The sequence below is a fragment of the Paraburkholderia graminis C4D1M genome (assembly GCF_000172415.1).
GTDB lineage: Bacteria > Pseudomonadota > Gammaproteobacteria > Burkholderiales > Burkholderiaceae > Paraburkholderia > Paraburkholderia graminis.
This window is the reverse complement of the sequence record NZ_ABLD01000001.1, coordinates 478,928-504,689: the sequence shown is the minus strand read 5'-3', so window position 1 is coordinate 504,689 and position 25,762 is coordinate 478,928. Positions and strand designations below refer to the sequence as shown.

Annotated in this window: 17 protein-coding genes and 2 pseudogenes; 9 read left to right on the top strand and 10 right to left on the bottom strand. The window is 65.0% G+C overall.

Annotation, left to right across the window (positions count from 1 at the left end; genetic code table 11):
* Positions 1 to 73 precede the first annotated feature (73 nt).
* The 4 genes and pseudogenes from cobG to cobJ all read left to right on the top strand — a co-directional run bounded on the left by cobG (position 74) and on the right by cobJ (position 4,649).
* On the top strand, positions 74 to 1,585 hold the full coding sequence (cobG, locus tag BGRAMDRAFT_RS02215; RefSeq protein WP_302479667.1) for a precorrin-3B synthase: 1,512 nt from the start codon (positions 74 to 76) through the stop codon (positions 1,583 to 1,585).
* Positions 1,578 to 2,204, top strand: coding sequence for a precorrin-8X methylmutase (locus BGRAMDRAFT_RS02210; protein WP_006047013.1), 627 nt, complete (start codon positions 1,578 to 1,580; stop codon positions 2,202 to 2,204). The genes cobG and BGRAMDRAFT_RS02210 overlap by 8 nt, the downstream gene beginning before the upstream one ends.
* Positions 2,201 to 2,943: pseudogene (locus BGRAMDRAFT_RS02205) on the top strand (precorrin-2 C(20)-methyltransferase). The gene BGRAMDRAFT_RS02210 and the pseudogene BGRAMDRAFT_RS02205 overlap by 4 nt, the downstream one beginning before the upstream one ends.
* The gene (cobJ, locus tag BGRAMDRAFT_RS02200; protein ID WP_083803793.1) at positions 2,940 to 4,649 is read left to right on the top strand and encodes a precorrin-3B C(17)-methyltransferase; all 1,710 of its coding nucleotides are present in this window, start codon (positions 2,940 to 2,942) and stop codon (positions 4,647 to 4,649) included. The pseudogene BGRAMDRAFT_RS02205 and the gene cobJ overlap by 4 nt, the downstream one beginning before the upstream one ends.
* 31 nt (positions 4,650 to 4,680) lie before the next feature.
* Here the strand turns inward: cobJ and BGRAMDRAFT_RS02195 are convergent, their stop codons facing one another.
* Positions 4,681 to 7,305 carry an AAA family ATPase gene (locus BGRAMDRAFT_RS02195; RefSeq protein ID WP_006047010.1) on the bottom strand — a complete coding sequence of 875 codons (2,625 nt, stop codon included), beginning with the start codon at positions 7,303 to 7,305 and terminating at the stop codon, positions 4,681 to 4,683.
* Positions 7,302 to 8,444: a metallophosphoesterase family protein gene (locus tag BGRAMDRAFT_RS02190; protein WP_006047009.1), complete on the bottom strand. Its 1,143-nt coding sequence runs from the start codon at positions 8,442 to 8,444 to the stop codon at positions 7,302 to 7,304. The genes BGRAMDRAFT_RS02195 and BGRAMDRAFT_RS02190 overlap by 4 nt, the downstream gene beginning before the upstream one ends.
* Before the next feature lie 223 nt (positions 8,445 to 8,667).
* Between BGRAMDRAFT_RS02190 and BGRAMDRAFT_RS02185 the strand changes: the two genes are divergently transcribed.
* The 4 genes and pseudogenes from BGRAMDRAFT_RS02185 to BGRAMDRAFT_RS02170 all read left to right on the top strand — a co-directional run bounded on the left by BGRAMDRAFT_RS02185 (position 8,668) and on the right by BGRAMDRAFT_RS02170 (position 14,173).
* The gene (locus BGRAMDRAFT_RS02185) at positions 8,668 to 9,948 is read left to right on the top strand and encodes a DUF445 domain-containing protein (protein WP_006047008.1); all 1,281 of its coding nucleotides are present in this window, start codon (positions 8,668 to 8,670) and stop codon (positions 9,946 to 9,948) included.
* Between the two features lie 149 nt (positions 9,949 to 10,097).
* On the top strand, positions 10,098 to 12,053 hold the full coding sequence (locus tag BGRAMDRAFT_RS02180; RefSeq protein WP_006047007.1) for an AI-2E family transporter: 1,956 nt from the start codon (positions 10,098 to 10,100) through the stop codon (positions 12,051 to 12,053).
* Positions 12,054 to 12,226: 173 nt separating this feature from the next.
* A pseudogene (locus BGRAMDRAFT_RS02175) lies at positions 12,227 to 13,976 on the top strand (FAD-dependent oxidoreductase).
* The gene (locus BGRAMDRAFT_RS02170; protein ID WP_006047004.1) at positions 13,973 to 14,173 is read left to right on the top strand and encodes a hypothetical protein; all 201 of its coding nucleotides are present in this window, start codon (positions 13,973 to 13,975) and stop codon (positions 14,171 to 14,173) included. The pseudogene BGRAMDRAFT_RS02175 and the gene BGRAMDRAFT_RS02170 overlap by 4 nt, the downstream one beginning before the upstream one ends.
* A gap of 90 nt (positions 14,174 to 14,263) precedes the next feature.
* On the opposite strand, the gene BGRAMDRAFT_RS02165 is transcribed toward BGRAMDRAFT_RS02170, so the two are convergent.
* From BGRAMDRAFT_RS02165 to BGRAMDRAFT_RS02155, 3 genes are all read right to left on the bottom strand, one after another.
* Entirely contained in the window at positions 14,264 to 15,238 is a 975-nt protein-coding gene (locus tag BGRAMDRAFT_RS02165; protein ID WP_044020097.1) for a 2-dehydropantoate 2-reductase, read from the bottom strand.
* A gap of 4 nt (positions 15,239 to 15,242) precedes the next feature.
* Positions 15,243 to 16,034, bottom strand: a complete 792-nt coding sequence (locus BGRAMDRAFT_RS02160) for a class II aldolase/adducin family protein (protein ID WP_006047002.1) — start codon at positions 16,032 to 16,034, stop codon at positions 15,243 to 15,245.
* A 72-nt stretch (positions 16,035 to 16,106) separates the two neighbouring features.
* Entirely contained in the window at positions 16,107 to 17,306 is a 1,200-nt protein-coding gene (locus tag BGRAMDRAFT_RS02155) for an amino acid aminotransferase (RefSeq protein WP_006047001.1), read from the bottom strand.
* A 174-nt stretch (positions 17,307 to 17,480) separates the two neighbouring features.
* Between BGRAMDRAFT_RS02155 and BGRAMDRAFT_RS02150 the strand changes: the two genes are divergently transcribed.
* The gene (locus BGRAMDRAFT_RS02150) at positions 17,481 to 18,422 is read left to right on the top strand and encodes a LysR family transcriptional regulator (RefSeq protein ID WP_006047000.1); all 942 of its coding nucleotides are present in this window, start codon (positions 17,481 to 17,483) and stop codon (positions 18,420 to 18,422) included.
* A 42-nt stretch (positions 18,423 to 18,464) separates the two neighbouring features.
* Here the strand turns inward: BGRAMDRAFT_RS02150 and BGRAMDRAFT_RS02145 are convergent, their stop codons facing one another.
* The 5 genes from BGRAMDRAFT_RS02145 to BGRAMDRAFT_RS02125 form a co-directional block, all read right to left on the bottom strand.
* Positions 18,465 to 19,274 carry a helix-turn-helix transcriptional regulator gene (locus tag BGRAMDRAFT_RS02145; RefSeq protein WP_044020182.1) on the bottom strand — a complete coding sequence of 270 codons (810 nt, stop codon included), beginning with the start codon at positions 19,272 to 19,274 and terminating at the stop codon, positions 18,465 to 18,467.
* 155 nt (positions 19,275 to 19,429) lie between these two features.
* The gene (locus BGRAMDRAFT_RS02140; RefSeq protein ID WP_006046997.1) at positions 19,430 to 20,554 is read right to left on the bottom strand and encodes a hybrid sensor histidine kinase/response regulator; all 1,125 of its coding nucleotides are present in this window, start codon (positions 20,552 to 20,554) and stop codon (positions 19,430 to 19,432) included.
* A 9-nt stretch (positions 20,555 to 20,563) separates the two neighbouring features.
* Entirely contained in the window at positions 20,564 to 21,190 is a 627-nt protein-coding gene (locus BGRAMDRAFT_RS02135) for a chemotaxis protein CheB (protein ID WP_006046996.1), read from the bottom strand.
* A gap of 10 nt (positions 21,191 to 21,200) precedes the next feature.
* A complete protein-coding gene (locus tag BGRAMDRAFT_RS02130; protein ID WP_006046995.1) occupies positions 21,201 to 22,046 on the bottom strand; it encodes a CheR family methyltransferase in 846 nt (281 codons plus the stop codon).
* 37 nt (positions 22,047 to 22,083) lie between these two features.
* Positions 22,084 to 25,692, bottom strand: a complete 3,609-nt coding sequence (locus BGRAMDRAFT_RS02125; RefSeq protein WP_006046994.1) for a response regulator — start codon at positions 25,690 to 25,692, stop codon at positions 22,084 to 22,086.
* Between the last annotated feature and the right edge of the window lie 70 nt (positions 25,693 to 25,762).

Sequence of the window (25,762 nt, the reverse complement as noted above, 5' to 3'; positions counted from 1 at the left end):
CGGGCGGGGTGTACCGATGCCGCAGCCAAGCCGCTTTATCGCTTGCTCGGGCCGTCGCGCGACGCTAACCGCGGTGTCCGTCTTGAATCGAGCTTCTCCCTCCTCCACTGTATTGCCTGACGCGGCTTTCGCGCTGCGGCCCTCGGCGTGTCCGGGGCTCGCGCGGATCGTCGCCGCGCGCGACGGCGGCATCTGCCGGATCAAGCTGCCGGGCGGCGAACTGAGCGCGGCTCAGGCGCACGCAATCGCGGATGCGAGCACGCGGCACGCGGCGGGCGTGATCGAGTTGACGAACCGCGCGAATCTGCAACTGCGCGGCGTTCGTGGCGGCGAGGAAGCGGCGTTGATTGCGGCGCTGGTCGATGCGGGGCTTGGGCCTTTGGCGGAGGCTTCTACTTCTTCTGAAGAAAAAGCCGACACCAGGTCTTCCGCCGCCCTCACCGCTTCAGCCGCCGACGACATCCGCAACGTGATGATCAGCCCTGCCGCAGGGCGCGACCCCTCCGCGCTCTTCGACACAAGGCCGCTTTGCACGACTTTGCTCGCGCTCTTGCAAAGCGACGCGCGTTTCGCGGCGCTGTCGCCGAAATTCGCGCTGCTCGTCGACGGCGGCGAGCGTCTTGCGCGGCTCGATCATCCGCATGACGTGTGGCTCGCGGCATCGCAGGGTGGTTCCGGCGAGATCCGCTTCGTGTTCGGCCTCGCCGGTTGTCCACCGGTTGCTGCGACGAATTCGGCGACGATTGATGCAGGCGCACTCGCCGCCGTGCTGCCGTCGCAAGTTCCGGCGCTGGTGCGGGCGCTGCTGCATACGTTTCTCGATCTCGCCGCCGACTCCGACACGACCCGCATGCGTCACCTGCTCGCCGCACATTCTGCCGACGCAATCCTGCGACACGCGCAAACCTACGTCGATTTCCCGTTGGCACGCGACGCAGCGCTCGCCGAGTGGCAGCGCAGCACGCCCACCGATGCCACGCTGCACGTCGGCGCTCACGCGCAGCGTATCGCGGGAACGTGGCACGTCGGCGGTCAACCGCTGCTCGGCCGCATCGACGCAACCGCGCTGCATGGCCTCGCTTCGCTGGCGCGGCAACACGCGAACGGCGCGCTACGCATCACGCCGTGGCAAAGCGTTCTACTGCCCGACATCGCCACACATGCCGTGCCCGCCGTGCTTGCCGCGCTAAAAACGCTGGGCTTTGCATGCGATCGCAACGACCCCGCTTCACGCCTCATCGCGTGCGCCGGTTCCACCGGCTGTGCAAAAAGTCTCGCGGATACCAAAGCCGACGCGCTCGCGCTCGCGAAGCGCCTGCCCGCGGGCGTCGACGTACACCTGAGCGGCTGCCCGCGCTCCTGCGCCGCCGCGCATTGCGCGCCGTTCACGCTGCTTGCCGCGGCGCCCGGCCTCTACGATCTTTACCGGCGCGACGCACAGCCGGGTTTCGGCGAATGCGTCGCGCGCCGACTGACGATCGCACAAGCCGCCGACACCCTCGCGCAACTCGCCCAAGCCGGACAGACGCACGCCCAGGGCGCACGACCAGAATGCCCGACTCAAATGAGTGATACCGATGCTTGATTACATTCGCGACGGTCAGGAGATCTATCGCCAATCCTTCGCAACGATCCGCGCCGAAGCCGATCTGTCGCGCATCCCCGCCGACCTCGAAAAGCTCGCGGTGCGCGTGATCCACGCGTGCGGGATGGTCGACGTGATCGGCGATCTCGCGTTCTCGCCGAATGCCGGCACGGAGGGGCGTCTCGCGCTCGCGCAAGGTGCGCCGATTCTCTGCGACGCCGGCATGGTCGCGCAAGGCATCACGCGCGCGCGCCTGCCCGCGAACAACGACGTGATCTGCACGCTCACGCACGAAGCGGTGCCGGACCTCGCGCGCGAACTCGGCAACACGCGCTCGGCCGCCGCGCTCGAATTGTGGCGTCCGCGTCTTGCGGGCAGCGTCGTCGTGATCGGCAATGCGCCGACCGCGCTGTTTCATCTGCTCGACATGCTCGATGCCGGCGCGCCGAAACCCGCGCTGATTCTCGGCTTTCCGGTCGGCTTCGTCGGCGCGGCGGAATCGAAAGCCATGCTCGCGGGCGACAGCCGCGGCGTGCCGTATGTCGTCGTGCATGGCCGCCGCGGCGGCAGCGCGATGGCCGCCGCCGCGGTCAACGCGCTGGCGACGGAGGTCGAATGACCGCCGCGCCGCAACGTGCAGGGCGTCTCTTCGGACTCGGCGTGGGTCCGGGCGATCCCGAACTCATCACGCTCAAAGCACTGCGTCTCCTGAAGGCCGCGCCGGTGGTCGCTTACTTCGTCGCGAAGGGCAAGAAGGGCAACGCGTTCAGCATCATCGAGGCGCATTTGCACGACGCGCAGCAGCATCTGCCGCTCGTCTATCCGGTGACAACGGAGGCGCTCGAGCCGCCGCTTTCGTACGAAGCGATCATCGCGGATTTCTACGACACGGCCGCGCAGATCGTCGGCGGACATCTGGACGCGGGGCGCGACGTCGCGGTGATCTGCGAAGGCGATCCGTTTTTCTACGGCTCGTATATGTATCTGCACGACCGGCTCGCCGCGCGCTACGAGAGCGAGGTCGTGCCGGGCGTGTGCTCGATGCTCGGCGGCGCGGCCGTGCTCGGGGCGCCGCTCGTCTATCGCAACCAGAGCCTGTCGGTGCTGTCGGGCGTGCTGCCCGAAGACGAACTGCGCCGCCGTCTCGCCGATGCCGACGCCGCCGTTGTGATGAAACTCGGCCGCACTTCGACAAGGTGCGGCGCGTGCTCGGCGATCTCGGCCTCGCGCATCGCGCGCTGTACGTCGAGCGCGCGACGATGGGCAATCAGCGCATCGTGCCGCTCGCCGAAGTCGATCCGATGGCGTCGCCGTATTTCTCGCTGCTCGTCGTGCCGGGGGAAAAATGGCAAGGATGATGCCGCCCGCCATCGTGATTCTGGGCGTGGGCGCGTTGGACACGGCGCGGCGCATTCAGGCGCTCACGGCCGGTTCGCAGGTGCATGCGCTGCAAGGACGCGTGCAAGCCGACGTCGCTTATAGCGAACTCGGCGCGCATCTGCGCGAGCTGTACGCGCGCGGCACGCCGATCATCGCGCTGTGCGCGGCCGGCATCGTGATTCGCTGCGTCGCGCCGCTCTTGTCGAACAAGGGCGCGGAGCCGCCGGTGCTGGCCGTCGCCGAAGACGGCAGCGCGGTCGTGCCGCTGCTCGGCGGCCTTGCCGGCGTCAACGTGATGGCGCGCGACATCGCGGCCGCGCTCGGTGTGTCGCCCGCCATCACGACGAGCGGAGAACTGAGGTTCGGCACCTGCGTGCTGAATCCGCCCGAAGGCTACGCGCTCGCCGATCCAGGCCAGGGCAAGCGCTTCGTGTCGGATCTGCTGGCGGGCGAAAGCACGCGCGTCGAAGGCGACGCGCCGTGGCTCGACGACGCGCAACTGCCGCGCTCCGCATCCGCGCGGCTCGCGATTCGCGTGACGCCGCACGCGTGGAATGGGCGCGAGGATGAGCTTGTGATTCATCCACGCAGCGTGGTGGCGGCGGTGGCGTTGGGAGAAGCGTCGGAGATTGTCGCTCGCGTGCGCGCTTCGCTTCAGGCGCACGGCCTCGCTCCGCTTTCGCTCGCGGCGCTGGTGGCGTCGTCGGAAGATATGGCGCACGCGGCGTTGGCCGAAGCCGCCGCAAGCCTGAACGTGCCGCTGCGTTTTGTCGAACCTCGTTCCGCAGACGACCGCTCATCGGCGAGCCTGCCACACAAGCTCTTAAACGCCGCATTGCGCATCCCTTACGAAACGCTCAACGACGACCACGCCCAAGGCGTCGCGCTCGCCCTATCGCCTTTGGCCATCGATCCCCACACGATAGGCCGTGCGCGCGGCCGCCTAACGGTGATCGGCCTCGGCCCCGGCAGCGCCGATCTCATGGTGCCCGCCGCCCGGGACGCGCTCGACGAAGCCACCGACATCCTCGGCTACGAGACCTACGTGAAAATGGCCGGCCCGCTGCGCGCCGACCAGCGTGTGCACGCGACCGACAACCGCGAGGAAATGCAGCGCGCGCGCCATGCATTCGAACTCGCGAGCGAGGGACGCTCGGTGGTGATGGTGTCGTCCGGCGACCCCGGCGTGTTCGCGATGGCCGCGGCCGTGCTCGAAGCGCTCGACGCGTCGGACAACAACGCGTGGGCCGCCGTCGAACTCAGCATCGTGCCGGGCGTATCGGCCGCGCTCGCCACCGCCGCGCAAGCGGGTGCGCCGCTCGGCCATGACTTCTGCATGCTGTCGCTGTCGGACAATCTGAAGCCGTGGAGCATCATCGAAAACCGCTTGCGGCATGCAGCGCAAGCGGACCTCGTGATGGCGTTCTACAACCCGATTTCGCGCGCCCGTCCGTGGCAACTCGACAAGGCGCTCGACATCGTGCGTGAATACCGCGCGGCCGATACGCCGGTCGTGCTCGGACGCGACATCGGCAGACCGGGCGGCACGCTGCGCACGGTCACGCTGGCCGAACTGCATTCCGCCGATGTCGACATGCGCACGATGGTGATCGTCGGCTCGTCAACGACGCGCCGCTTTAGCAAAGGCGCGCAATGGGTCTATACGCCGCGCTGGTATCAATGAGCGCGGCCTGTAGAGCGTGTAGGAGCAAAAGTCACGCCGCCGCCTTGATATCGTCGATCGCGCGCTGCCTCACGCCCAGGTCGTCCCACAACTCGGGGTGACAGGTGAACACGAGTATCTGATGCCGCGACGCCGCGTCGATCAACGCCCGCTTGATCGCGTCGCGGCGAGCGGCGTCGGTATGCACGGCGGCATCGTCGAGCATGAGCAGCGTCGGCCGGCCCGACGCCTTCAATAGATCCGCGTACGCGAGCCGCGTGAGAATGCCGAGCTGTTCGCGCGTGCCGAAGCTCAACGCGTCGAGCGTATCGGCGCGGCCATAGCGGTCGAGCGTCGCGGGACTCAGATCGTCGCCGAGCGCAATCGTCGATTGCGGGAAAATCCGCTTCAGATAATGGCCGAGGCGCTCGGTCAACGGCGCGCGCAGTTGCGCGACCGCCGCATCGCGTTCGGCGACGAGCACTTCATCGAGCAGACTCAAGGCACCGGCGCGCAAGCTCAATTCGTCCTTGCGGCGCGTGGCCTGCTCGATCTTTGCCTCGAGCGCGGCGAGCCGCTCGCCGAGTCCCGATGCACCGACGGTCTCCAACTGGCTGCGCAAATGCGCAATGCGCACTTGCCGCTCATGCTGCTCCTGACGCGCGAGCTGCGCAGACGCGCGATAACGCTGCGCCTCTGCGGCGGGATCGTCCAGACGCGCGGCCTCGAGTTCGCGCTCGCGTCCTTCGCGCTGCTTCGTCAGCGCTTCGACCTGCACGCGCTGTTCGACAATCTTCGCCTGCCATTGCGCGCGGTTGCTGCAAAACGCCGCGTCGCTCAATTGCGCTTCCTTGCGCTGCAATTGAAGCGCGAGCGATTCCGCCGTGGCAAGGCCGGTCGAGCGTTTCTCCGCGGCATCGTTCAACAGCTTGCGGGCGCTTTCCAACGCGGCGCGCGCAAGGTCGGCGTTGCGCCGCGCTTCGTCGAGCGGCAACGCCGACGAGACATCGGGCAAGCCCGCGAGCCGTTCGTTCGCGGCCTGCAAGCGCGCACTCGCCGAAGCCGACGCCGCGCGCAACGCGTCGATGCCGTGCGGCGCATGCGCGTCGAGCACTTTCGCGTGACTCGTCTGCTGCGCGACGAGCGCCTTCCACTGCTCATGCCTCTGTTCTGCTTGCGCGAGCGACGCCACGCCGAGCGCCTGCAACGACTGCGCGTGCTGCGCTTCGAGCGCCGCGAGTTCGGACAGTCGCGCGGGCAAATCGGAGACGCCGGGAATCACGCGCAACTCGCCGAGTTCGCCGAGACCAATGCGCTTTTCTTCTTCCAGACGCAGCACGCCCTCGCCGCCGATCCGCGCATCGCCCACCGTGATCGATCCGTTCAACCGGTATTCGATGCGAGTCATCGCCGCTTCGGTGCGCGCGCGCAGCACGGTCAACGACGCATCGAGCGAAGCCAGGCGTTTCAGTTTCGTCTCGTCGACTTCGAGCGCGGCCGCGGCGCGTGTCGCTTCGACAAGCGCTTCGTGCGCTTCGTTCGCCGCGCCGATCGCCGCTTCGAGCCGTTCGAGTTCGGCGCGATAAAGACCGATCTGGCTGCGCAAGTCCGCGGCGCTCACCGCTGCGTTGGCGAGTTCAAGCGCGCGGTTTGCATCGGCCGAGGCTTGCTCCAGTTGCACGACGCGGCTCGACGCCTGCCCATGTTCGGTCTCGACGGCGGACACATTGGCGCGCGCCGCGTCGAGTTGCTGACGATCGCGCGCGACGGCCGCCTCCAGTTCCACCGCGGCCTGTTCCTGCTGCAACGACAACGCGAGTTGCGCCTCGCCGACCTTCAGCGCCTGCACGAGATCCTGCACGCCGCGCTCCAGTTGCACGGCGGCATCGGCGCGCTGTTGCGCGAGCAGCGCCTTCTGCTCGTGAAGCTCCCAGGGCCGCTTGCGCTCGGCGTCGTCGAACGCTTCCTGCTGCGCGGCGAGACGCGCGATGTTTTCGTCGAACTGCTCGCGCTGCCGGACAAGATCGTCGCGTTCGGCGCTCAATGTGCTCAGCGCCGCTTCGGCTTCCGCGAGCGGACCGGTGGACTTCTGCGTGCGCGCGGTCAGCAATTGCCGAAGCTCGCGCTGCACGACGGCGATCAACGCGTCCTCTCCCGCCGATTCGCGGCTGCCCGACAATTGCGACAACGCATCGCGCAGATACTGCGCCGCGTGTCCCGTCGAGTCGCGCATTTCCTGCGTGCCGCCCTGCTGCACCCACAGCAAGCCGGGCACGCCCGCGTTCTCGGCCTTCAGCGGACCGCGCGCGGCGCGCGAAAAGCCGAGCAAGGCCGCGAGCTTGTCTTCCGCTTCGTCTTCGCCGTACACGCTTTGGCCGATCTTCAGTTCGCAGCGCTGACGCGTGACGAACTGCTTCGACAAGCGGCATGCAACGCCGTCCAGATCGAAGCTCACTTCGACGGAAGGCTGCCCGCTCGCCTTGCCCCACGGCAACAAATCCTTCAGATGCGAAGCCTTATAACGTTCGAGGAACACCGCGCGCACGGCCTCGGCAATCGTGCTCTTACCCGCTTCGTTCGGTCCCACGAAAAGATTGAGTCCGGGCTGAAGGTCGTCGATAAAAAGCCGTCCGGTGAACTGCTTGAATTCCTGTATCGCGATGCTTTGTAGCTTCATGCGGACCTCGCCTCACGCGGCAGTTCACGTTGAAAACGCGCCAGCAGCAACAACGCCTCGGCCGCGCGCCGGACCTGTTGCGGATCGGATTGCGGGTCTTCCTGCAGGCCGCGCAGACGCGCGACCACTTTCGCCAGATAACCACTCTGCGCGCCGAGTTCGGCGAGATCTTCGGTGGTGGGCAGCACTTGCAACGCGCTCATGTCGACGCGCAATGCGCGCACGCGCGCGCGGGTTTCCTCGACGGCGACGTGGAGCGCTTCTGCATCGGCGAGCGCGGCCGTGCCGCTCACCGTGACGCGCAGCACGTCGCTGCCGCTCAGCGTGGCGAGGCGCGCCTTCAATGCGTCGACGTCGGTCGGCACGGAGATCGTTTCATCCCACCGATGCCACTGATACTGGCCGACCCGCACCGGCTCGACCACGGCTCGCGCGCTTGGCTCGCTCAGGCTCACATCGAGCACGAAGCCCGGATCGTTCGCGCGAAAACGGTCCTGCTCGTGCGTGCCCGCGTACCACGTGCGATCGTCGACGCGAAGGTGGCCATGCCAGTCGCCGAGCGCCAGATAGTCGAGCCGCGCGCTCGCGGCGCGCGTCGGCGAAATGGGATTGGACGAGTCGATGCCTTCCTGCAGGATGCCGCTCACGCTGCCATGCGCGAGGCCGACGCGGTGATAACCCGGCGGCGTTTCGACGTTATCGAAGAAGCCAGTGGTGTCGTCGTAAGTGATGCGTTGCGTGAGCGGCGCGCACAGGAGCGCGCAGCGGCATGCGTCGAGCAACACGACGCCAGGCTCGAGCACGATGCGCACGTTCGGCGGCACGCAGTTCAGTCGATGCGCGCGCGTCCATACGCTTTCGACGAGCGCCGCGTCGTGATTGCCCGGCAGCATGATCCACGGACCGGCGAACGCTTGCAGCGCGGCGAACAGACGCCGGATCACCGTGTCGGACACGGTTTGCAGATCGAATACGTCGCCGGCCACGAGCACGGCATCGACGTTGCGCGCGGTGGCTTCGTCCGCGATGCGGCGCACCGTGTCGAAGCGCGCCTGCGCGAGATGCGCGGCCTCGTCCGGCTCGAACTGGCCGAACTGCGTGCCGATCTGCCAGTCCGCGGTGTGCAGAAACCTGATCACTGTGCCTCCATTGCATTCGATTGCGTTGCCGCATGGCGCGCGCGATTCGACTCGGCGCATCGCCGCGGCGGTTCAACCGTGCATGTTACCGCGCCGACGCGTCGAAAGAGCCGTATGTGCTTCCTATATCGCTTGGGCTTCGTCACCTCACTTCGCCTCGCATGGCCCCGCCCCGCCCCTCACGGCGCTAAACTCGCGTTTCCAGACCCGGGCTCTCTCGCCGATGAACAAAGCACTCGAACTGAAGAAAGCCAAACGCACGCCGTTGCTGCTGCTCGCGGCCGCGGCCTGCGTCTTCGTCGCGACCGCGTTGATGCCGCGCGGCTTGTGGATCGACGGTATCAAGGCGGTGGCCGAGGCCGCGATGGTCGGCGCACTCGCGGACTGGTTCGCGGTCGCCGCGCTGTTCCGACGCGTGCCGATTCCGCTGGTGTCGGCGCATACGGCGATCATTCCGCGCAACAAGCACAAGATCGCCGACAACCTCGCCGTCTTCGTGCAGGACAAATTTCTCGACGTGCCGTCGCTGGTCGGTCTGATCAGGAAGCACGACCCGGCGCAGAGCATCGCGCGTTGGCTCGCCGAGCCCGCCAACAGCGCACGCCTCGGCGATTACGTGGTGAAACTGACGAGCGGCATGCTCGATCTCACCGACGACGTGCGCATTCAGGTCTTCATCAAGGACGCGCTGCGCGACGTGCTTGCGAAGGTCGACCTCTCGCAGTCGATGGGCTCGATCCTCGACACGCTCACGAAGGACGGCCGTCATCAGGAATTGCTCGACGCCGGCATCGAACAGGTCGTCGCGCTGCTGCGCGAACCGCAGGCGCGCGAGTTTATCGCGCAACGTATCGTCGATTGGGTGAAGAGCGAGTATCCGAAGATGGAGAAGATTCTGCCGTCCGCATGGCTCGGCGAAAAAGGCGCCGAGGCGCTGGCCAACGCGGTGAACCGCATGCTCGAACAGATCAGCGAGAACCCGACGCACGAACTGCGGCAGAAGTTCGACGGCGCGGCGCACAAGCTGATCGTCAAGCTCAAGAGCGACCCCGCGTTCCTGCAAAAAGGCGAGGAACTGAAGCGCTATCTCGTGGAAGGCGAAGCGCTCGCTTCGTATGTGAAGGACATGTGGGGCGAATTGCGCGCGTGGCTCAAGCGCGATCTGCATAGCAGCGACTCGGCGCTGCATGCGCGAGTCGTCGCGTCCGGTCAATGGGTGGGCCGCGAACTCGCGAACGATCCGGCGCTGCGCCAATCGCTGAACGATCACCTCGAAGAAGCCGCGCGCGCGATGGCGCCCGAGTTCGCGCGATTCCTCACACGGCATATCAGCGATACCGTGAAGAACTGGAACGCGCCGGAGATGTCGCGGCAAATCGAGTTGAACATCGGCCGGGATCTGCAATACATCCGCATCAACGGAACGGTGGTCGGCGGCTTTATCGGTTTGCTGCTTTATGTGAGCACGCAACTGTTCGGCTTGCTGCGCGTGCACATCGGCTGAGCGTGCGATATAGCGTCGCGCGACGCAAAGCGCCTACAATCCGGGCATAAGGTTTGCTCTCCCGCATGGGCCGCACACGGCCTATGCCGCCGCCGCGTCCATCGCGCCGGACCAGAAGCGACCGCGCCACTCAATCGGACAGTGTGCTCATGAAAATATCGTTGCCGCCGCCTGGGCGGCCCAATCGCGTTTATCCGCCTGGCGCGCCAGGCCTGCACGGCCTTGCCTCGGTGATCACGGGCGTCGTGGTGGTATGCGCGCTTTACTTCGGCCGCGCGGTGCTGATCCCGATCACGCTCTCCGTGCTGCTCAGCTTTCTGCTCGCGCCGCTCGTGCAGATGCTGCGGCGTTTGCGCATGGGACAGTTGCCGTCCATCTTCATTGCGGTGCTGTTCGCGCTCGCCGCGCTGCTCGCTATCGGCGCGCTGATCGGCGCGCAGCTCGTGCAATTGGCCGGCGACTTGCCGCAGTATCAGGTGGCGATCGAGCAGAAGATCGAAACCGTGCAGGAGAAAACGATCGGCCGCGCCGATTCGCTGATGAGCCGCGCGGCCGCCACGCTGCAACGCGTGGCGCCCTCGAAGCCGCCGCCGCCGCGTCCGACCGGCCGCGCGGCGCGCAATGCGCCCGCGGTGCCTACGCCGGTCGAAGTGCACGAGCCGTCGCCTACGCCGATGCAGCTCGCGCAGCGCGCGTTGTCGCCGGCCATCGCGCCAATCGAAACCACGTTCATCGTGCTGGTGGTGACGATTTTTATCCTGCTGCAACGCGAGGATTTGCGTGACCGTTTGATCAGTCTGTTCGGCTCGCGCGACCTGCATCGCACGACGACCGCGATCAACGACGCCGCCGTGCGCCTGAGCCGCTACTTCGTCGCGCAACTCGGCGTGAACCTGAGCGCGGGCGGCGTGATTGCAATCGGTCTCGCGATCATCGGCGTGCCGGGCGCGCTGCTATTCGGCGTGATCGCGGCGCTGCTGCGCTTCGTGCCGTATATCGGCATCTGGATCGCGGCGATTCTCGCGGTGTTTCTCGCCGCCGCGATTCAGCCGCAATGGACGATGGCGGTGTACACGCTGATACTGTTCATCGTCGTGGATGTGGTCGCCGGGCAGATCGCGGAGCCGCTGCTGTATGGGCACCGTTCGGGGCTCTCGCCGCTCGCGGTCGTGGTCGCGGCGATTTTCTGGAGCTGGCTATGGGGGCCGATCGGCCTCGTGCTGTCCACGCCGCTCACGCTGTGCGTGGTCACGCTCGGGCGTTACGCCGACCGTCTGAACTTTCTCACGGTGCTGCTCGGCGATCAGCCGGCGCTCACGCCCGCGCAGAACTTCTATCAGCGGCTGCTCGCCGACGATCCGCACGAGGCGATCGTGCAGGCGGAGCGTCTGTTGCGCGAAATGTCGCTGATCGACTACTACGACAAGGTCGCGCTCGAAGGGCTCAAGCTCGCGCGCAACGACGCGATGCGCGGCGTGTTGATGCCCGACCAGTTGGCGAGCGTCAACGAAGCGCTGGTGGACATCGTGGAAAACCTCGAGATCGCGGACGGCTTGCCGGACCGCCTCGCGCGTCCCGAGCCGGGCGACGCGGCCGCGCTGCACGCGGCGTCATCGGCGGATCTGTCGGAGCGGCACGAGCAGACCCGCGAGCATTCGTCCGAACATCACGACGACGAAAAGACCGCCGTGCTATGCGTGCCGGGACGCGGCGCGTTCGACGAGGTCACGACCGCCATCGCCGTGCAACTGCTCGGGCGCGTCGGCTTCGCGCCGATCATGGCGACGCACTCGGGCTATCGCAGCGCGCGCGCCGACGAACCGAGCTATAAAAATGCGCCGATCATCTGCATCGTCACGCTCGACGCGCCCGATTCGCCGCCGTATCTGCGCAACATGCTGCGGCGCACGCGCGAATGGCGGCCGCGCGCGACGCTCGTGGTCGGCGTGGGCGGCAGCGCGGAAAACGGGCACGACATCGGCATGGGCTCGACTGCCGCGGCGCACTCGGCGCCCACCTTCCGCGCGATGATCGAAGAATGCCAGGTCGCCGCGTGGGCGTTGCAGGCGGGCCGGCATTCGCATGTCGCCGGTGGGGCGGATTGATCGTGGTCGATCCAACCCCCGCATAAAAGCACCCCGCGCCTGTACCCAAAATGAGGACAGGCGCGCACAAGCTCTCCTTCATACTTCGCTCATCGCTTTTCATTTCGCGCCGCTTCTAAAAGAACCGAACACGGGCGGCGGCCGCGAATGCAGCGAACATCGAGGAGACCCGCATGAGCCGCAGCTTCAAACCCTATCCATTTTCGCCGCGCCGTTACGGGGGCGCCGTGCCTCCACTCGTCGACGGACGCGATCCCGTGCGACGGTCCGTTGCGATTGTCGGCGGCGGGCCGGTCGGCATGACGCTCGCGCTGGCGCTCGCCCGCCAGGGCGTGCGCTCCGTTCTGATCGAAGCCGACGACAGCGTATGCACCGGCAGCCGCGCCATTTGCATCTCGCGGCGCAGCCTCGAAATACTCAAGCGCCTGGGCGCCGTTGAAGGCTTCTTGCAAAAAGGTCTGCCGTGGACGGGCGGCCGCAGCTTCTATCGCGATGCCGAGGTGTTCCGCTTTTCGATGCATCAGGACGACGAGCAATCGCTGCCGCCGATGATCAACATCGCGCAGTATCAGATCGAACAGTTCCTGCTCGACGAACTGGAGCGGCACGCGGACCTGATCGAGATTCGCTGGCAAACGCGTGTGACCGCAATCGGGCAACGCGCTGCGTCGGACGCCTCGCGCGGCGCCACGCTCGATCTGCAGACCGGCGACACCGCGTGGCAAATGGAAGCCGACTGGGTCGTCGCGTGCGATGGCGGGCGCAGCACGATACGCGAGGCGCTGGGACTCAAACTGACCGGCACGACGTACGAAGGCCGCTACGTGATCGTCGATATCGAACTGCACAGCGATCGCGCGACCGAGCGGCTCGCCTATTTCGATCCGCCGTCCAATCCCGGCTCGACCGTTCTCGTGCACAAGCAGCCGGACAACGTGTGGCGCATCGACTACCAGCTACGCGACGACGAAGACCCGCAGGCTGCAGTCGAACCCGGCAACGTGATGCCGCGCGTGCAAAGCGTGCTGGACGCGATGGGCGAAACAGGCGAATGGTCGCCGATCTGGATCACCGTCTACAAGGCCAACGCGCTGACGCTCGAACGTTATCGCCACGGCTCGGTGCTGTTCGCGGGCGACGCGGCGCATCTGGTGCCGATCTTCGGCGTGCGCGGCGCGAACTCGGGTATCGACGACGCCGACAATCTCGGCTGGAAACTCGGCTGCGTGGTGAACGGCATCGCGTCGCCCGAGCTGCTCGACAGCTATAGCGACGAGCGCGTGTTCGCCGCACGCGAAAATTTGAGCTACGGCATGAAGAGCACCGAATTCATGGCGCCGCCGACCTTCGCTTTCGAGCTGATGAGAAGCGCCGTGCTCGGACTCGCCGAACGTCATGCCGCTGTGCGTCCGCTGATCAATCCGCGGCAGACGCATCCGATTGCTTATGTGCAATCGCCGCTCAATCGCGCGGCGGCCGAGGCAACGGAGAGTCAGTTCACCCATGGCGCGGCGCCAGGCAGTGTGCTGCCGGAGTGCCCCCTCAAGTCCATTCGCGATGGCGAGCTGCTCGACATGCACCTCACCGATCTGCTTGCGCCCTGCTTCACCGCGCTGCGCTTTTCCGCCGATGCATCGCAAGAGAGCGCGTGGCGGGACATGCAAGAGGACCTGGCGAGCCGCGCGATTCCGTTTCAACGTAATCACCGTGGTTCATGCAAGCGACGAGGCCAACGCTAACGGCATAACCGCAATCGATCACACCGGCCGTCTGCATCAAATGCTCGATGCGGCAAAGGGCACCGTCTACCTGATCCGCCCCGACGGCCATGTGCTCGCGCGCTGGCGCGAAGGCAGCGCGGCCACCACGCAGCGCGCGCTGATGGCCGCACTGAACATCGAAAACAAGGAGAGCCAGTCATGACCGATAGCGATCTCGACCGCGTCTATACGGCGCTTTGTCATACGCTCACCGCCGAAGGCGAAGCCGATGCTCCGCTGTATCTCGCTCGCCTTGCGCTGCTGTGCATCACCGGACTCGACGACGCGCAACGGGCTTTGTCCTTGATCGAAGCGGCGCGTTTGCCAAGGTCAGAAGCCGTCACGGCGACGGCTGTTTAGTTGGAATAGCCCTATAAAACAGGCATAAAAAAAGCCGCCGCGAGAAAAACACGCGGCGGCTTTCTGCTTCAACGTGGCACTGCGCTGCGTTCAATACAGACCCAGCGTGCTGGCATGCAAGCGCGCGAGACCGAGCAGCGCATCCGTATAAGGCGTCTTCACGCCGGTCAATTGCCCGAGTTCGCGGACCGCGCTCACGAGTGCATCCAGTTCGACCGCCTTGCGCGCCTGCACGTCTTGCAGCATCGACGTTTTCATCGCGCCGAGTTTCAGCGTGACCGCGTGCCGGTCCTCGGGCGCCTGGTCGATCGGAATGCCGAAACGCGCGCCGATTTCCTTCGCCTCGAGCATGATGCTCGTGACGAAGTTGCGCGCCAGTTCGTCGCCGAGAATGCGGTCGGTGGTGGCGCCCGTGATCGCGCTGATCGGGTTCATCGTCATGTTGCCCCACAGCTTGTACCAGACGTCGCGCTGAATCTGCTCCGACACCGACGCATTGAAACCCGCCGCGGCCAGCGTCTCGGCGAGCGCCTTCACGCGTTCGCTCGGACGCCCGAGAGCCTCGCCGATAATCAGCCCATTGCCTTGATGATGCCGGATCACGCCCGGCGCCTCGACGAGGCAACTCGCGTGCACCACGCAGCCCACTGTTTGCGCGCTTGGAATCGCGGCGGCGATTGCGCCGTCGGGATCGATTGACTTGAGCCGCTTGCCCACGAAGTCGCCATGCAGACCGTCGCAGAACCACCACGGCACACCGTTCATTGCGGTCAGCACGACGGTTTGCGCGCCGAGCAGCGGCGCGATGTGCGCGGCCACCGAGGCCATTGCCGGCCCTTTGACCGCGACCACGACGACATCCTGTACACCGAGCGCGACGGGGTCTTCCGCGGCTTGCACGTCGACTGTTTGCGTGCTGCCGCCTTCGATCAGCCGCAAGCCCTGCTCGCGCAACGCGGCCAGCGTCGCGCCACGCGCCACCACGCCGACCTCGTGGCCCGCCTGCGCGAGCTTCACGCCGATCCATCCGCCGATGGCGCCCGCGCCGTAAATCGCTACTTTCATCGCTTCATCCCTTGTAACTCGCATCGATGCGCTCGACGCGCCGCACGAGCGCATCGAACACGTCCTGTCCCGCGCCGTGACGGGGATCGAATTGCAACGCGTCGCGCGAGCAGCGCATCGCGACGTCTTCGGGAACCGGCCGCGCCTTGCCCATCGAAAACGTCGCCATCTGAATCTCGCAGGCGCGGTTGAGCGTCCATAGAACCGCGAAAGTTTGCGGCAACGTGCGGCCCCATGCAAGCAACCCGTGATTGCGCAGAATCACAGCCTGCCTGTCGCCGATATGTTCGACGAGCCGCGGCCCTTCCTCCGCATGCACGGTGATGCCCTCGAAGTCGTGATACGCGATGCGCTCGTGCAATTGCGCGGTGTAGAAGTTGGTCTGCTGCAAACCGTCTTCGAGACACGCGACGGCGACGCCCGCCGTGGTATGCGTGTGCATCACGCAATGCGCGCCGGGCACGCCTTCGTGAATCGCCGCATGCACGACGAAACCAGCGGGATTCACCGGATAACGCGAGCCGTCGAGCACGCGCCCTTGCGCGTCGATCTTCACCAGGTTGCTCGCCGTGACTTCGCTGTAGTGCAAGCCGAACGGATTGATGAGGAACTGGCGCTCGCCGCCGCTCACGCTTTCCGGCACACGCAACGTGATGTGGTTGTAGATCATCTCGGTCCAGCCGAGCATGTCGAAGATGCGGTAGCACGCGGCCAGTTCAACGCGTGCCTGCCATTCGTCCGCATGCATGCCGGCTTTTTGCGGCGCGCTTGCCGGTGGCATATCAAGTGTCGTCATCGACGTCTCCAGGGTTATCTGTTGGCTGTGCGCGTTGCGTGCTCGTTCGCGTTGGCTGCGCTGCCGCGGTCGCTATGCGCCCGCGACCACCGCGGCAATCGACGACGCCACGTACTCCGCGTTGCGCGCATTCAGGCCCGCGACGCACATGCGGCCCGAGCGCAGCACATACACCGCGTGTTCGCTGCGCAGGCGCTCGACCTGGCGCTCGCTCAGGCCCGTATAGGTAAACATGCCGCGCTGCGCGACGTAACGCGCGCGCATCACTTCATCGACACGGCCTGCGAGTCCCGCGTGAATCGTGCCGCGCATCGCGAGAATGCGCTCGCGCATGGTGGCGAGTTCCGCTTCCCACGAAGCGCGCAACGACGCATCGGACAGCACGTTCGCGACAAGACGCGCGCCATGCGTCGGCGGATTGCTGTAGTTCGCGCGCACCGTGGACATCAACTGGCCGAGCACGCGGCCCGCTTCATCGGCGCTCTTGCAGACCACGCTCAATGCGCCGCAACGCTCGCCGTACAGCGAGAAATTCTTCGAAAACGAATTGGCGGCAATCAGCGGTATGTCGGCTTCCGCGAGCATGCGCACGCAAGCGGCGTCTTCTTCGAGGCCCGCGCCGAAGCCCTGGTAAGCCATATCGACGAACGCAATCAGCTTGCGACGCTGCAATACCGGCACGAGTTCAGCCCATTGCTCGTTGCTCAGATCGACGCCCGTCGGATTGTGGCAGCACGCATGCAGCAGCACGATGCTGCGCTCGGGCAATTGGCCGATCGTCTCGATCATATCGGCGAAACGCAGGCCGCCTGTCGCTTCGTCGTAATACGGATAGGTGTTGACGGTTAGGCCCGCGCCCTCGAACACGACGCGATGATTCTCCCAGCTCGGGTCGCTGATCCAGATTTGCGAAGCCGGGAAATAGCGCCGCAGGAAATCGGCGCCGACCTTCAGCGCGCCGGAGCCGCCAATGGTTTGCAGCGTCGCGATGCGGCCCGCCGCGCGCGCTTCGCTGCTCGCGCCGAAAACCAGCGTCTGCGCCGCTTCGCGGTAGAGCGGCAAGCCTGCCATCGGCAGATAGGAACGCGGGCCGATTGCGTCGAGCAACGCGGTTTCGGCGCGGCGCACGGCGTCCATGACGGGCAGCTTGCCGGCGTCGTCGAAATAAATGCCGATGCTCAGATTGACTTTGTTCGGACGCGGATCGAGCTGGAAATCTTCGTTCAGGCTGAGAATCGGGTCGCCGGGATAGGCGGGAATATGGTCGAACATGGCATTTCCTTGAAGGGAGCCTGGCGTGGCGCACGCATACGTCCACAGAGGCGAGGCGGAAAGTCTAAGCGCCTTTGTGTGCTTCCGTCGATTGGGACAAGTGTCGATGAACGCGCGGCAATCTACAATCAACCGATTTTGCACGATTCGTAAGTTTTTCTTTAGAATCGCAGCATGGCACTTACTCGCGTCACCATCCGTCAATACGAGGCGTTTCTCGCCATTGTCGATCTTCACAGCATCGGCGCGGCGGCCGAACGGCTGGGGCTGACTTCGTCCGCGGTGAGCCAATTGCTCGCGGAACTCGAAGCGGAACTCGGCTTTCGTCTTTTCGACAGGACCACGCGGCGCGTGAATCTCTCGAGCGCGGGTCAGGATTTCCTCGCATCGGCGGAATCGGTGCTGCGCCACGTGCGCGCCGCCGCGCAATCCGCCGACGATATTCGCAACCGCGCGGCCGGCATCGTGCGGATCGGCGCGCCGCTGGTGCTGGCGTCCACCGCGTTACCCGCGGCGATTGCCGACTACGCGCGCGACAAGCCCAAGGTCGTCGTGCGCATTTGCGATACCGTGGTGGAGCAACTGGTCGAGCGCGTGGAAAGCGCGGACGTCGATCTGGCAATCGGGCCGGACCGGCCAAGCGGTGCGCGTGTGCGCCGGGACGCGGCGTTCGCAAGTCCGTGGGTGATGTGGTGCGCGCCGTCGCATCCGCTCTCCGCGCGCAGACGTGTGCAATGGCAGCAGTTGCGCGACGTCCCTATCGTCGCGACCGGCCGCGATCACGAACGGGCCGTCGACCAGATGCTCGCCGATCTGCCCGTCGAGGCGCGCATCGTTCCCGCAGACGTCGTGGACAACGTGACCACCGCTTTCGGTATCGCATCGCGCGGCCTCGCGGTGACGCTCGCGCCGGCTTATGTCGCGCCGCTCGCACGCACCTTCGGTCTGGTGATGAAGCGGATTGTCGAACCGGAGACGATCCGCGAAGTGTGTTTGTACCGCTCGACCGAACGCGCGTTGTCGCCGCCCGCAGCGGGCTTCGCGGATTTTTTGCTGCCGTGGCTCAAGCGCTGGGATCGTGAGACGCAGGCGGATACGCGGGTGAAGCGCGGGTGAAACGCGGTTGGGGCGTGGTTGAAGCGTGGTTCAAGCGGGAAATCAGCCGCGCTGCGGCGTCACGCATAGCGCAAACAGTTGCCGCTGCCCCGAAATGCCGAGCCGCGCGTAAGCGCGCTTCTGATAGGTGACGACGCTCGCGGGCTTCACGCCCATTCGTTCCGCGATCTCAACGGCGCTTGCGCCTTCGAGCGTGCCGCGCAGCACGTCGAGTTCGCGCGGGGTGAGCGCCGGGCAGATTCGTCTGACGCGTGCGAGCATGGTTGCCGCCGGACTCTCTTCATGCTGCGTATGCAGCGCGTAATGCGTTTTTGCCGCCTGCGCGAAGAGCTGCGCGAGGCTTTCGACCCGCTGCAACTCGCTCGTCTCGAAGACGCCGTAAGCGCGATCGCGATACAGGTTGATCGACAGCCACACGCTTTCCATCGGTTGCACGAGCAACGACAGGCGATCCGACACATTGGGCTGCGCGTAACACGCCGCACGATACGCTTCGTTCCCGATCTCGTCGCTTTGCTGCTGATGCAAGACGAGCGCGTCGCGGGAGTGCGGGTTATCGACAATCGCGCGGTTGCCGTCGAGTGCATAAAAATGCGCGGCATAGCGATTCGCGACGTCGCGGAGAAAACGCCCGCCGCGATGGTCGGCGGCGGAAATGGTGCGCGGCCGTGCGTCGAATTCATACGCGAATACGGTGCACTGCGAAACCGGCATCATGTCGCCGACCGTTCTCAGCATGCTGGCGGCGAGCGCGTCGGCGTCGCCGTGCGAAATCGACATGACCAGATCGGCCGCGCGCGCGGTGCTGATCTGTTCGTTTCGGTGAGGCGGGGAAATGCGCCAGGAACGCATGATGGCTTCGGGCTCGCGCGGCATGGATGGGGTGCGTCAAGCGTAGCACAGCGCGTCGCGGCGTGCGTCGGCAGCGGTGTTCATAGCGCATGCCGTCGCGGCAAAAGCACTGCGCGGTTCGTCGCGCGCAGTTCGTCGCGCGCAGTTCGTCCCGATCACCTCCCCGAAAACGACCCGCGTTGCAGCGTGACCATTCGCGGCAACTCGATCGTGAACACCGTGCCGCCGCTTTCGTCCGATTTCACGTCGACCGTACCGCCGTGCATCCGCGCGATTTCATGGACGATATGCAAGCCGAGACCCAGTCCCTCGCGCGAACGCGAGCCGTTGTTGTTGGGCCCGAACGCCTTGAAGAGATGCGGAAAAACCTCGGGTGGAATCACGCCGCGATTCGCCACTTTCAGACGCACGAAATCCGCCGCTTCGCCGTCCACCTCCACGTTCACGTCGCCTGCCGCGCCGTGGTGCAGCGCATTGCTGACGAGATTGGACACCGCCTGCCACACGAGATCCGTATCCCACGCGCCCGCCGTATTGCCGCGGCTCGTGAACAGGATGCGCTTGCCGTTCTCGCGCGAAGCGAATTCGTCGATCACCGACCGGCATAGCGTTGCCAGTTCGATCGAACGAGGCTGCAACGGCAGACGTCCGCCTTGCAGACGCGCGAGGTTGAGCAACTGATCGACCATCCGCGCCATGCGCAGCGAACTGTTTTTAACGCGCGCCGCGACCGTTGCGGATTGCTGATCGGCTGCGGTTCGCATCAGATATTCCGCCGATGCAAGCACTGCCCCAAGCGGCGTGCGCAGATCGTGACTGAGCACCGCCATCAGCATCTCGTTGGCTTCGAGCATCTGACGCGTGGTGACGAGCTGCGCGGCAAGCTGGCGCTTTTGCTGCTCGAGCTGAACGAATACATCCACCTTCGATTGCAGAATGCGCGGATCGAACGGCTTGTAGAGAAAGTCCACAGCGCCCGCTTCGTAGCCGCGAAACGTGCGCGACGCATCCTGCGCGGTGGCCGTCAGGAAGATGATCGGCACATGCGATGTTCGCGGACTGCCGCGCATCAGCGCCGCCAGTTCGAAGCCGTTCATGCCGGGCATGTTGACGTCGAGAATCGCGAGCGCCACCTCGTGCTTGAGCAGCAGATCGAGCGCGGCCGTGCCCGAGTCGGCCACCAGCACGGCCACATCGGGACGCGTCAGCAACGCCTTGAGCGCGGTGATGTTATGGGCGATGTCGTCGACGATAAGAATATTGACGGGTGAGTTCGACATGGCATCGGGTCAGAGAGAGGCCGGCCATGCTGCGAGCCGCCGGGCCATGGTTTCGGGAGAATAGATGTAGTCGGCCGCGCCGCGTTCAATCGCGGTGCGCGGCATCTCGGACGACATGGCGGTGGCCGGGTCCTGCACCCACGCGACGCCGCCCAACGCACGCACGCGCTGCAAGCCATTCACGCCGTCGTCGTTCGCACCGGAGAGCAGCAGCGCCAGCAAATGCTCGCGATACACGTCGGCCGCGGACTCGAACAGCACGTCGATGGAAGGCCGCGAGAAACGCACGGCCGCATCGGTTGAAAGCGCAACGGTCCGGTCCACTTCGACCAGCATGTGATAGCCGGGCGGCGCGACATGCACGCGGCCCGGCATGATCTGCTCGCCCGCGTCCGGTTCGATCACGGGCAACCCGCAACGGTGCGCCAACGCATGCACGAGATAGCTCGGCGGGTCGGGCGGCAGATGCATGACGATCATCACAGCGGGTGCAAAGCTCGCCGGCAGCGCGGCGAGCAGCAAGTTGATGACCTCCATGCCGCCAGCCGAACCGCCGATCACGACGAGTTCGCACGCGCGCGCATCTTGTGCGTCACGCGCTGCGTCGACGTCAGGTTGAGTGATTGAGCGCGGCATCACGTTGGTCTCAGCGCTTCTGGTAAATACGCTCGCCTGGACGGAATTCGTCGAAGGCTTCGTAATGACGGGAAAACCGCAACGTCTCCTTGCTGCCGAGGCCGAGAAAACCGCGCCGTACCAGCGCGTTTTCGAATAGCCCCAACGCGCGGTCCTGCAAGCCGCGATCGAAATAGATCAGCACGTTTCGGCACGAGACGAGGTGTGCTTCGAGAAAGACTTCGTCGGTGGACAGACTGTGGTCGGCGAACACCACGCGGCCTTTGAGCGAGCCGGCGAAACGCGCGCCGCTATACGCCGCGTGGTAGTAGTCCGACAGCGAGCGCGTGCCGCCCGCAGCGAGATAGTTCTGCGTGAAGCCTTGAATGCGGTCCAGCGCGTAAATGCCGGCTTCGGCGCGCGCGAGCGCGTCGGGGTTGATGTCGGTCGCGTAGAACAGCGTGCGTTCGGTCAAGCCCTCTTCGTCGAAGAGAATCTTCAGCGACCATAACTCTTCGCCCGTGCTGCAGCCGGCGACCCACACCTTGATCGACGGATACGTGCGAAGACGCGGCAACACATGTTCACGCAGCGCGAGAAAATAGGCAGGATCGCGAAACATATCGCTGACCTGCACGGTGAGATACTGGAACAGCCGCGAAAACTGCTCACTGTCGCGCATGATGCGGTCCTGCAATTGCGACAGCGTGCCGAGCCCGAACTCATCGAGTGCCTGCGACAGGCGGCGGCGCAGCGACGACATCGCGTAGTGGCGAAAATCGTGCTGGTACTTCAGGTAAATAGCCTCCAGCAGCAATTTCAACTCGATGTCGAAATCGCTCATGCGTTGCCGTGCGTCGAATTCTGGCTGGCTCATTCGTTCTTTCCGTGTCGCTATGCTGATCCGTTTGCGGCTAGCGCTGGCGCAGCCACACGCGGCACAGCGCGACGAGCTTGTCCACGTCGATCGGCTTGGACACGTAGTCGTCCGCGCCGGCTTCGAGGCAACGCAGACGATCGTTCGCCATGGCCTTCGCCGTCAGCGCAATGATCGGCAGATGCGCGAAACGCGGATTGCGCCGTATCTCGCCCATCGCGGTCAAGCCGTCCATCTCGGGCATCATGATGTCCATCAGGATCAGGTCTGCTTCAGGGCCGTTTTCCAACGCTTCGAGTGCTTCGCGGCCATTGCGCGCGATTTGCAGCTTCGCGCCGAGCGGCTCGATCACATGCGAAAGCGCAAAGATATTCCGCACGTCGTCTTCGGCAAGCAGGATCGTGCGCCCTTCGAATGCATTGTCGCGCTGCCGCACCGTGCGCAGCATGCGCTGCTGCTCGGGCGCAAGCGACGACTCCACGCTGTGCAGGAACAGCGTGACTTCGTCGAGCAGGCGCTCGGGCGACTTCGCACCCTTGATGATGATGGATTTCGAGTAGCGGCGCAGACGGTGCTCTTCTTCGTCCGACAGCATGCGCCCCGTGTAGACGATCACCGGCAGCGCGGCATGTTCGGCGTTTGCCGCGAGGCGTTCCAGCAAATCGTAGCCGGTGCCGTCCGGCAGCGCGAGGTCGGTCACCACGCAGTCGAACGACGACTTCTCGAGATACTGCAGCGCCTCGGACAACGTTGCAGCGGCAACGATCTCGGTGTTCTCGCTTTGCAGCAGCGCGCGGATGCTTTCGCGCATCGGCGCATCGTCTTCGATCACCAGTACGCGTTTCAGTTGCTGCTGCAAGCGTGCTTCGAGGCGGCGAATCGCGGCTTCCATCGTCGAGCGCGCGGTCGGCTTGAGCGTATAGCCGATTGCGCCGAGATGCAGCGCCTTGTCCGCGTGGTCGGTCGCGGACACGATATGAATCGGAATATGGCGCGTCAGCGGATCGTTCTTCAGCCATTCGAGCACGGTCAGTCCCGAACGGTCCGGCAAGCCCACGTCGAGCAGCACCGCGGCGGGGCGCATGTCGCGCACGAGCGCGAGGCCGCTTGCCGCGTTGCTCGCATGCACGAAGTCGAAGTCGAGTTCGTGCACGAGATCGCGCAGGATTTCAGCAAACGCGAGATCGTCTTCGATCGCGACGATCAGACGGCCCGTGCGCGTGCGGTTGTCGCGGTCGTCGGCGATGGAAGCGATGGACGCCACGCCGCCTTCTGGTGCGCTGACGTGCGCGGCGCTGGCGCCTGCACCATTGGCCCCATTCGCAGACATTGCCGGCATCAATCCGTTGGCGGGCGAGATCACCGCGGGCGCTGCGTCGCTCCACGCTGCACGCGCGAGCAGCGCGTCTTGCGCGTTGCCGTTCGTGGTGGGCACACTCGCGAGCGTTGGCACCGACGAGTCCGCGAGCGCGCTCTCGTTGCCCGCAGTGAGCGCCGCGCGGCCATCGAGCGGCAGCCACAACGTGAACACGCTGCCCTTGCCCACTTCGCTTGCAACGGTGATGCGGCCGCCCAGCAAGCGCGCGAATTCACGCGAAATAGACAGGCCGAGGCCGCTGCCGCCGTACTGGCGACTCGTCGATCCATCGGCCTGCTGGAACGCTTCGAAAATCATCTCGAGCTTGTCGGCGGGAATGCCGATGCCGGAATCGCGCACGTCGATACGCAGCATGTCGTCGTCCGCCGGCGCGACCGACAGCGCGACCTCGCCATGCGCCGTGAACTTGACCGCATTCGACAGCAGATTGCGCAGGATCTGCGTGACACGCTGGCCGTCGCTGACCATCGTATCCGGCACGCCCGGCAAGCGGTCGAATACGAGACTCAGGTGCTTCGCGCCCGCCAATGGCTTGAAGAGTTCTTCGAGCGATTGCAGCGTTGCGTCTATGGAAACCGTCTCCAGTTCGACGTTCACCTGTCCGGCCTCCACTTTCGAAAGATCGAGGATGTCGTTGATCAACACCAGCAAGTCGCTATTCGATGCGTGGATCGTTTCCGCGTAACGCACCTGCTCTTCGGTCAGATTACCGGTGCGGTTCTGTTGCAGCAGCTTGGCAAGAATCAGCGAACTGTTTAGCGGCGTGCGCAGTTCATGCGACATGTTCGCGAGGAACTCGGACTTGTAGCGGCTCGACTGTTCGAGACGCTCCGCGTTTGCCGCAAGATCGTCCTGTGCGCGTAGCAGGTCCGCTTTCTGCCGCTCGAGCCGGTTCGCGTATTCCTCGAGTTGCACGTTGGTCTGTTCGAGTTCCGCTTGTTGCGCTTCGAGACGCGTTTGCGATTCGAGCAGCGCGCGGCCGCGCTCTTCAAGGCCTTCATTCGATACGCGCAGTTCTTCCTGCTGAACCTGCAACTCTTCGTTCAACTGTTGCGTTTCGATTAGCGCATCCTGCAAGCGCTCGCGATAAAGCGCGGCCTCGATGAAGTCGCCCATGCTGTTGCTGACGACTTCGATAAACTCCTGGTCACGCGGCGCGAGTGGCCGAATAAAGCCCAATTCGACCACGCCGTTGACCTCGCCCTCGCTCGCAACCGGCGCGATGATGAGATTCTTCGGCGCGCTTTTTCCGGTTCCCGAGACGACCTGTATGTAGTTCTCGGGCACCTCATGCAACACGACGATGCGACGCGAGAGCGCTGCCTCGCCGATCAGCGTGTCGGCTTCGCCCAGGTCGCGCGCGCTCGCCTGCTCGCTTTCGCGGCTAAAGCCGTAAGTTGCGATGCGGCGCAGCGTGCCTTGCCGCTTGTCGCGCACGTAGAGCGCGCCGACCGCCGCATCCAGGTATTGCGCGAGGCAATCGAGCATCGCGCGGCCGACGAGTTGCGGCGTGGCCTGCCCCACTACTCGCTCGGCAAGCAGACGCTGCCCAGAGCGCAACCACACCTGTTTTTCCAGTACTTCCGTCTGCTCCTCCTGCTGGCGCAAAGCCTTGTCGTAGATGCCGGCGAGGTTCAGCAGTTCACGGCGGCCCAGCCACGCAAGCAAACCGTTCACGCCGATGCTGAAGAGCAGGAAGACGCTCACCAGTATTCCAGTGACGCGCCGCGACGCTTCGCTGCGCTCCTGGCGCAGGCGCAATTCGACGGCGAGAAAGTCGTCGAACTCTTTACGTATCTCGTCGAATTCCATCTTGCCGCGGCCGCTCGCCACAATGCTCGCGACGTCGCGCATTCTGCGCCGTGCATCGATCATGTCTTCGGCCACGCGGTTCCAGCGCTCCTGAATCGCGGCGACCTGTTTGAGCTTTTCGACTTGCGGCGGGTTGTCGGCGACGAGTGCCTGCAATTCGTCCATTTGCGCCTTGAACTGCGGTCCGCCGTTTTCGTATTGCGCGAGAAAATGCTCGTCGCCGGTGATGAGAAAACCGCGCATCGACGATTCGCGGTCTACTGCGAGACGCAGCATCTGGTTCGCCTTGCCAATCACGCGCTCCGAATGCTCGGCCAGACTCGTGGTGGAAACAAGGTACGCAATGAGCCCGACGAACACGGCTATCGTGATCAGTCCGACTAGCAAGGGCAACGCGATGTTGCGGCGAATGATGCCGCGAAAGTAGTGTTCGTCGACAGCCTGGGATGCGGTCATTTTTTCTATATTCGGCAAGGCGGATCATTGCGATCCGGAATATTTTTCAGGGCTCCGGCGAGATTCATGC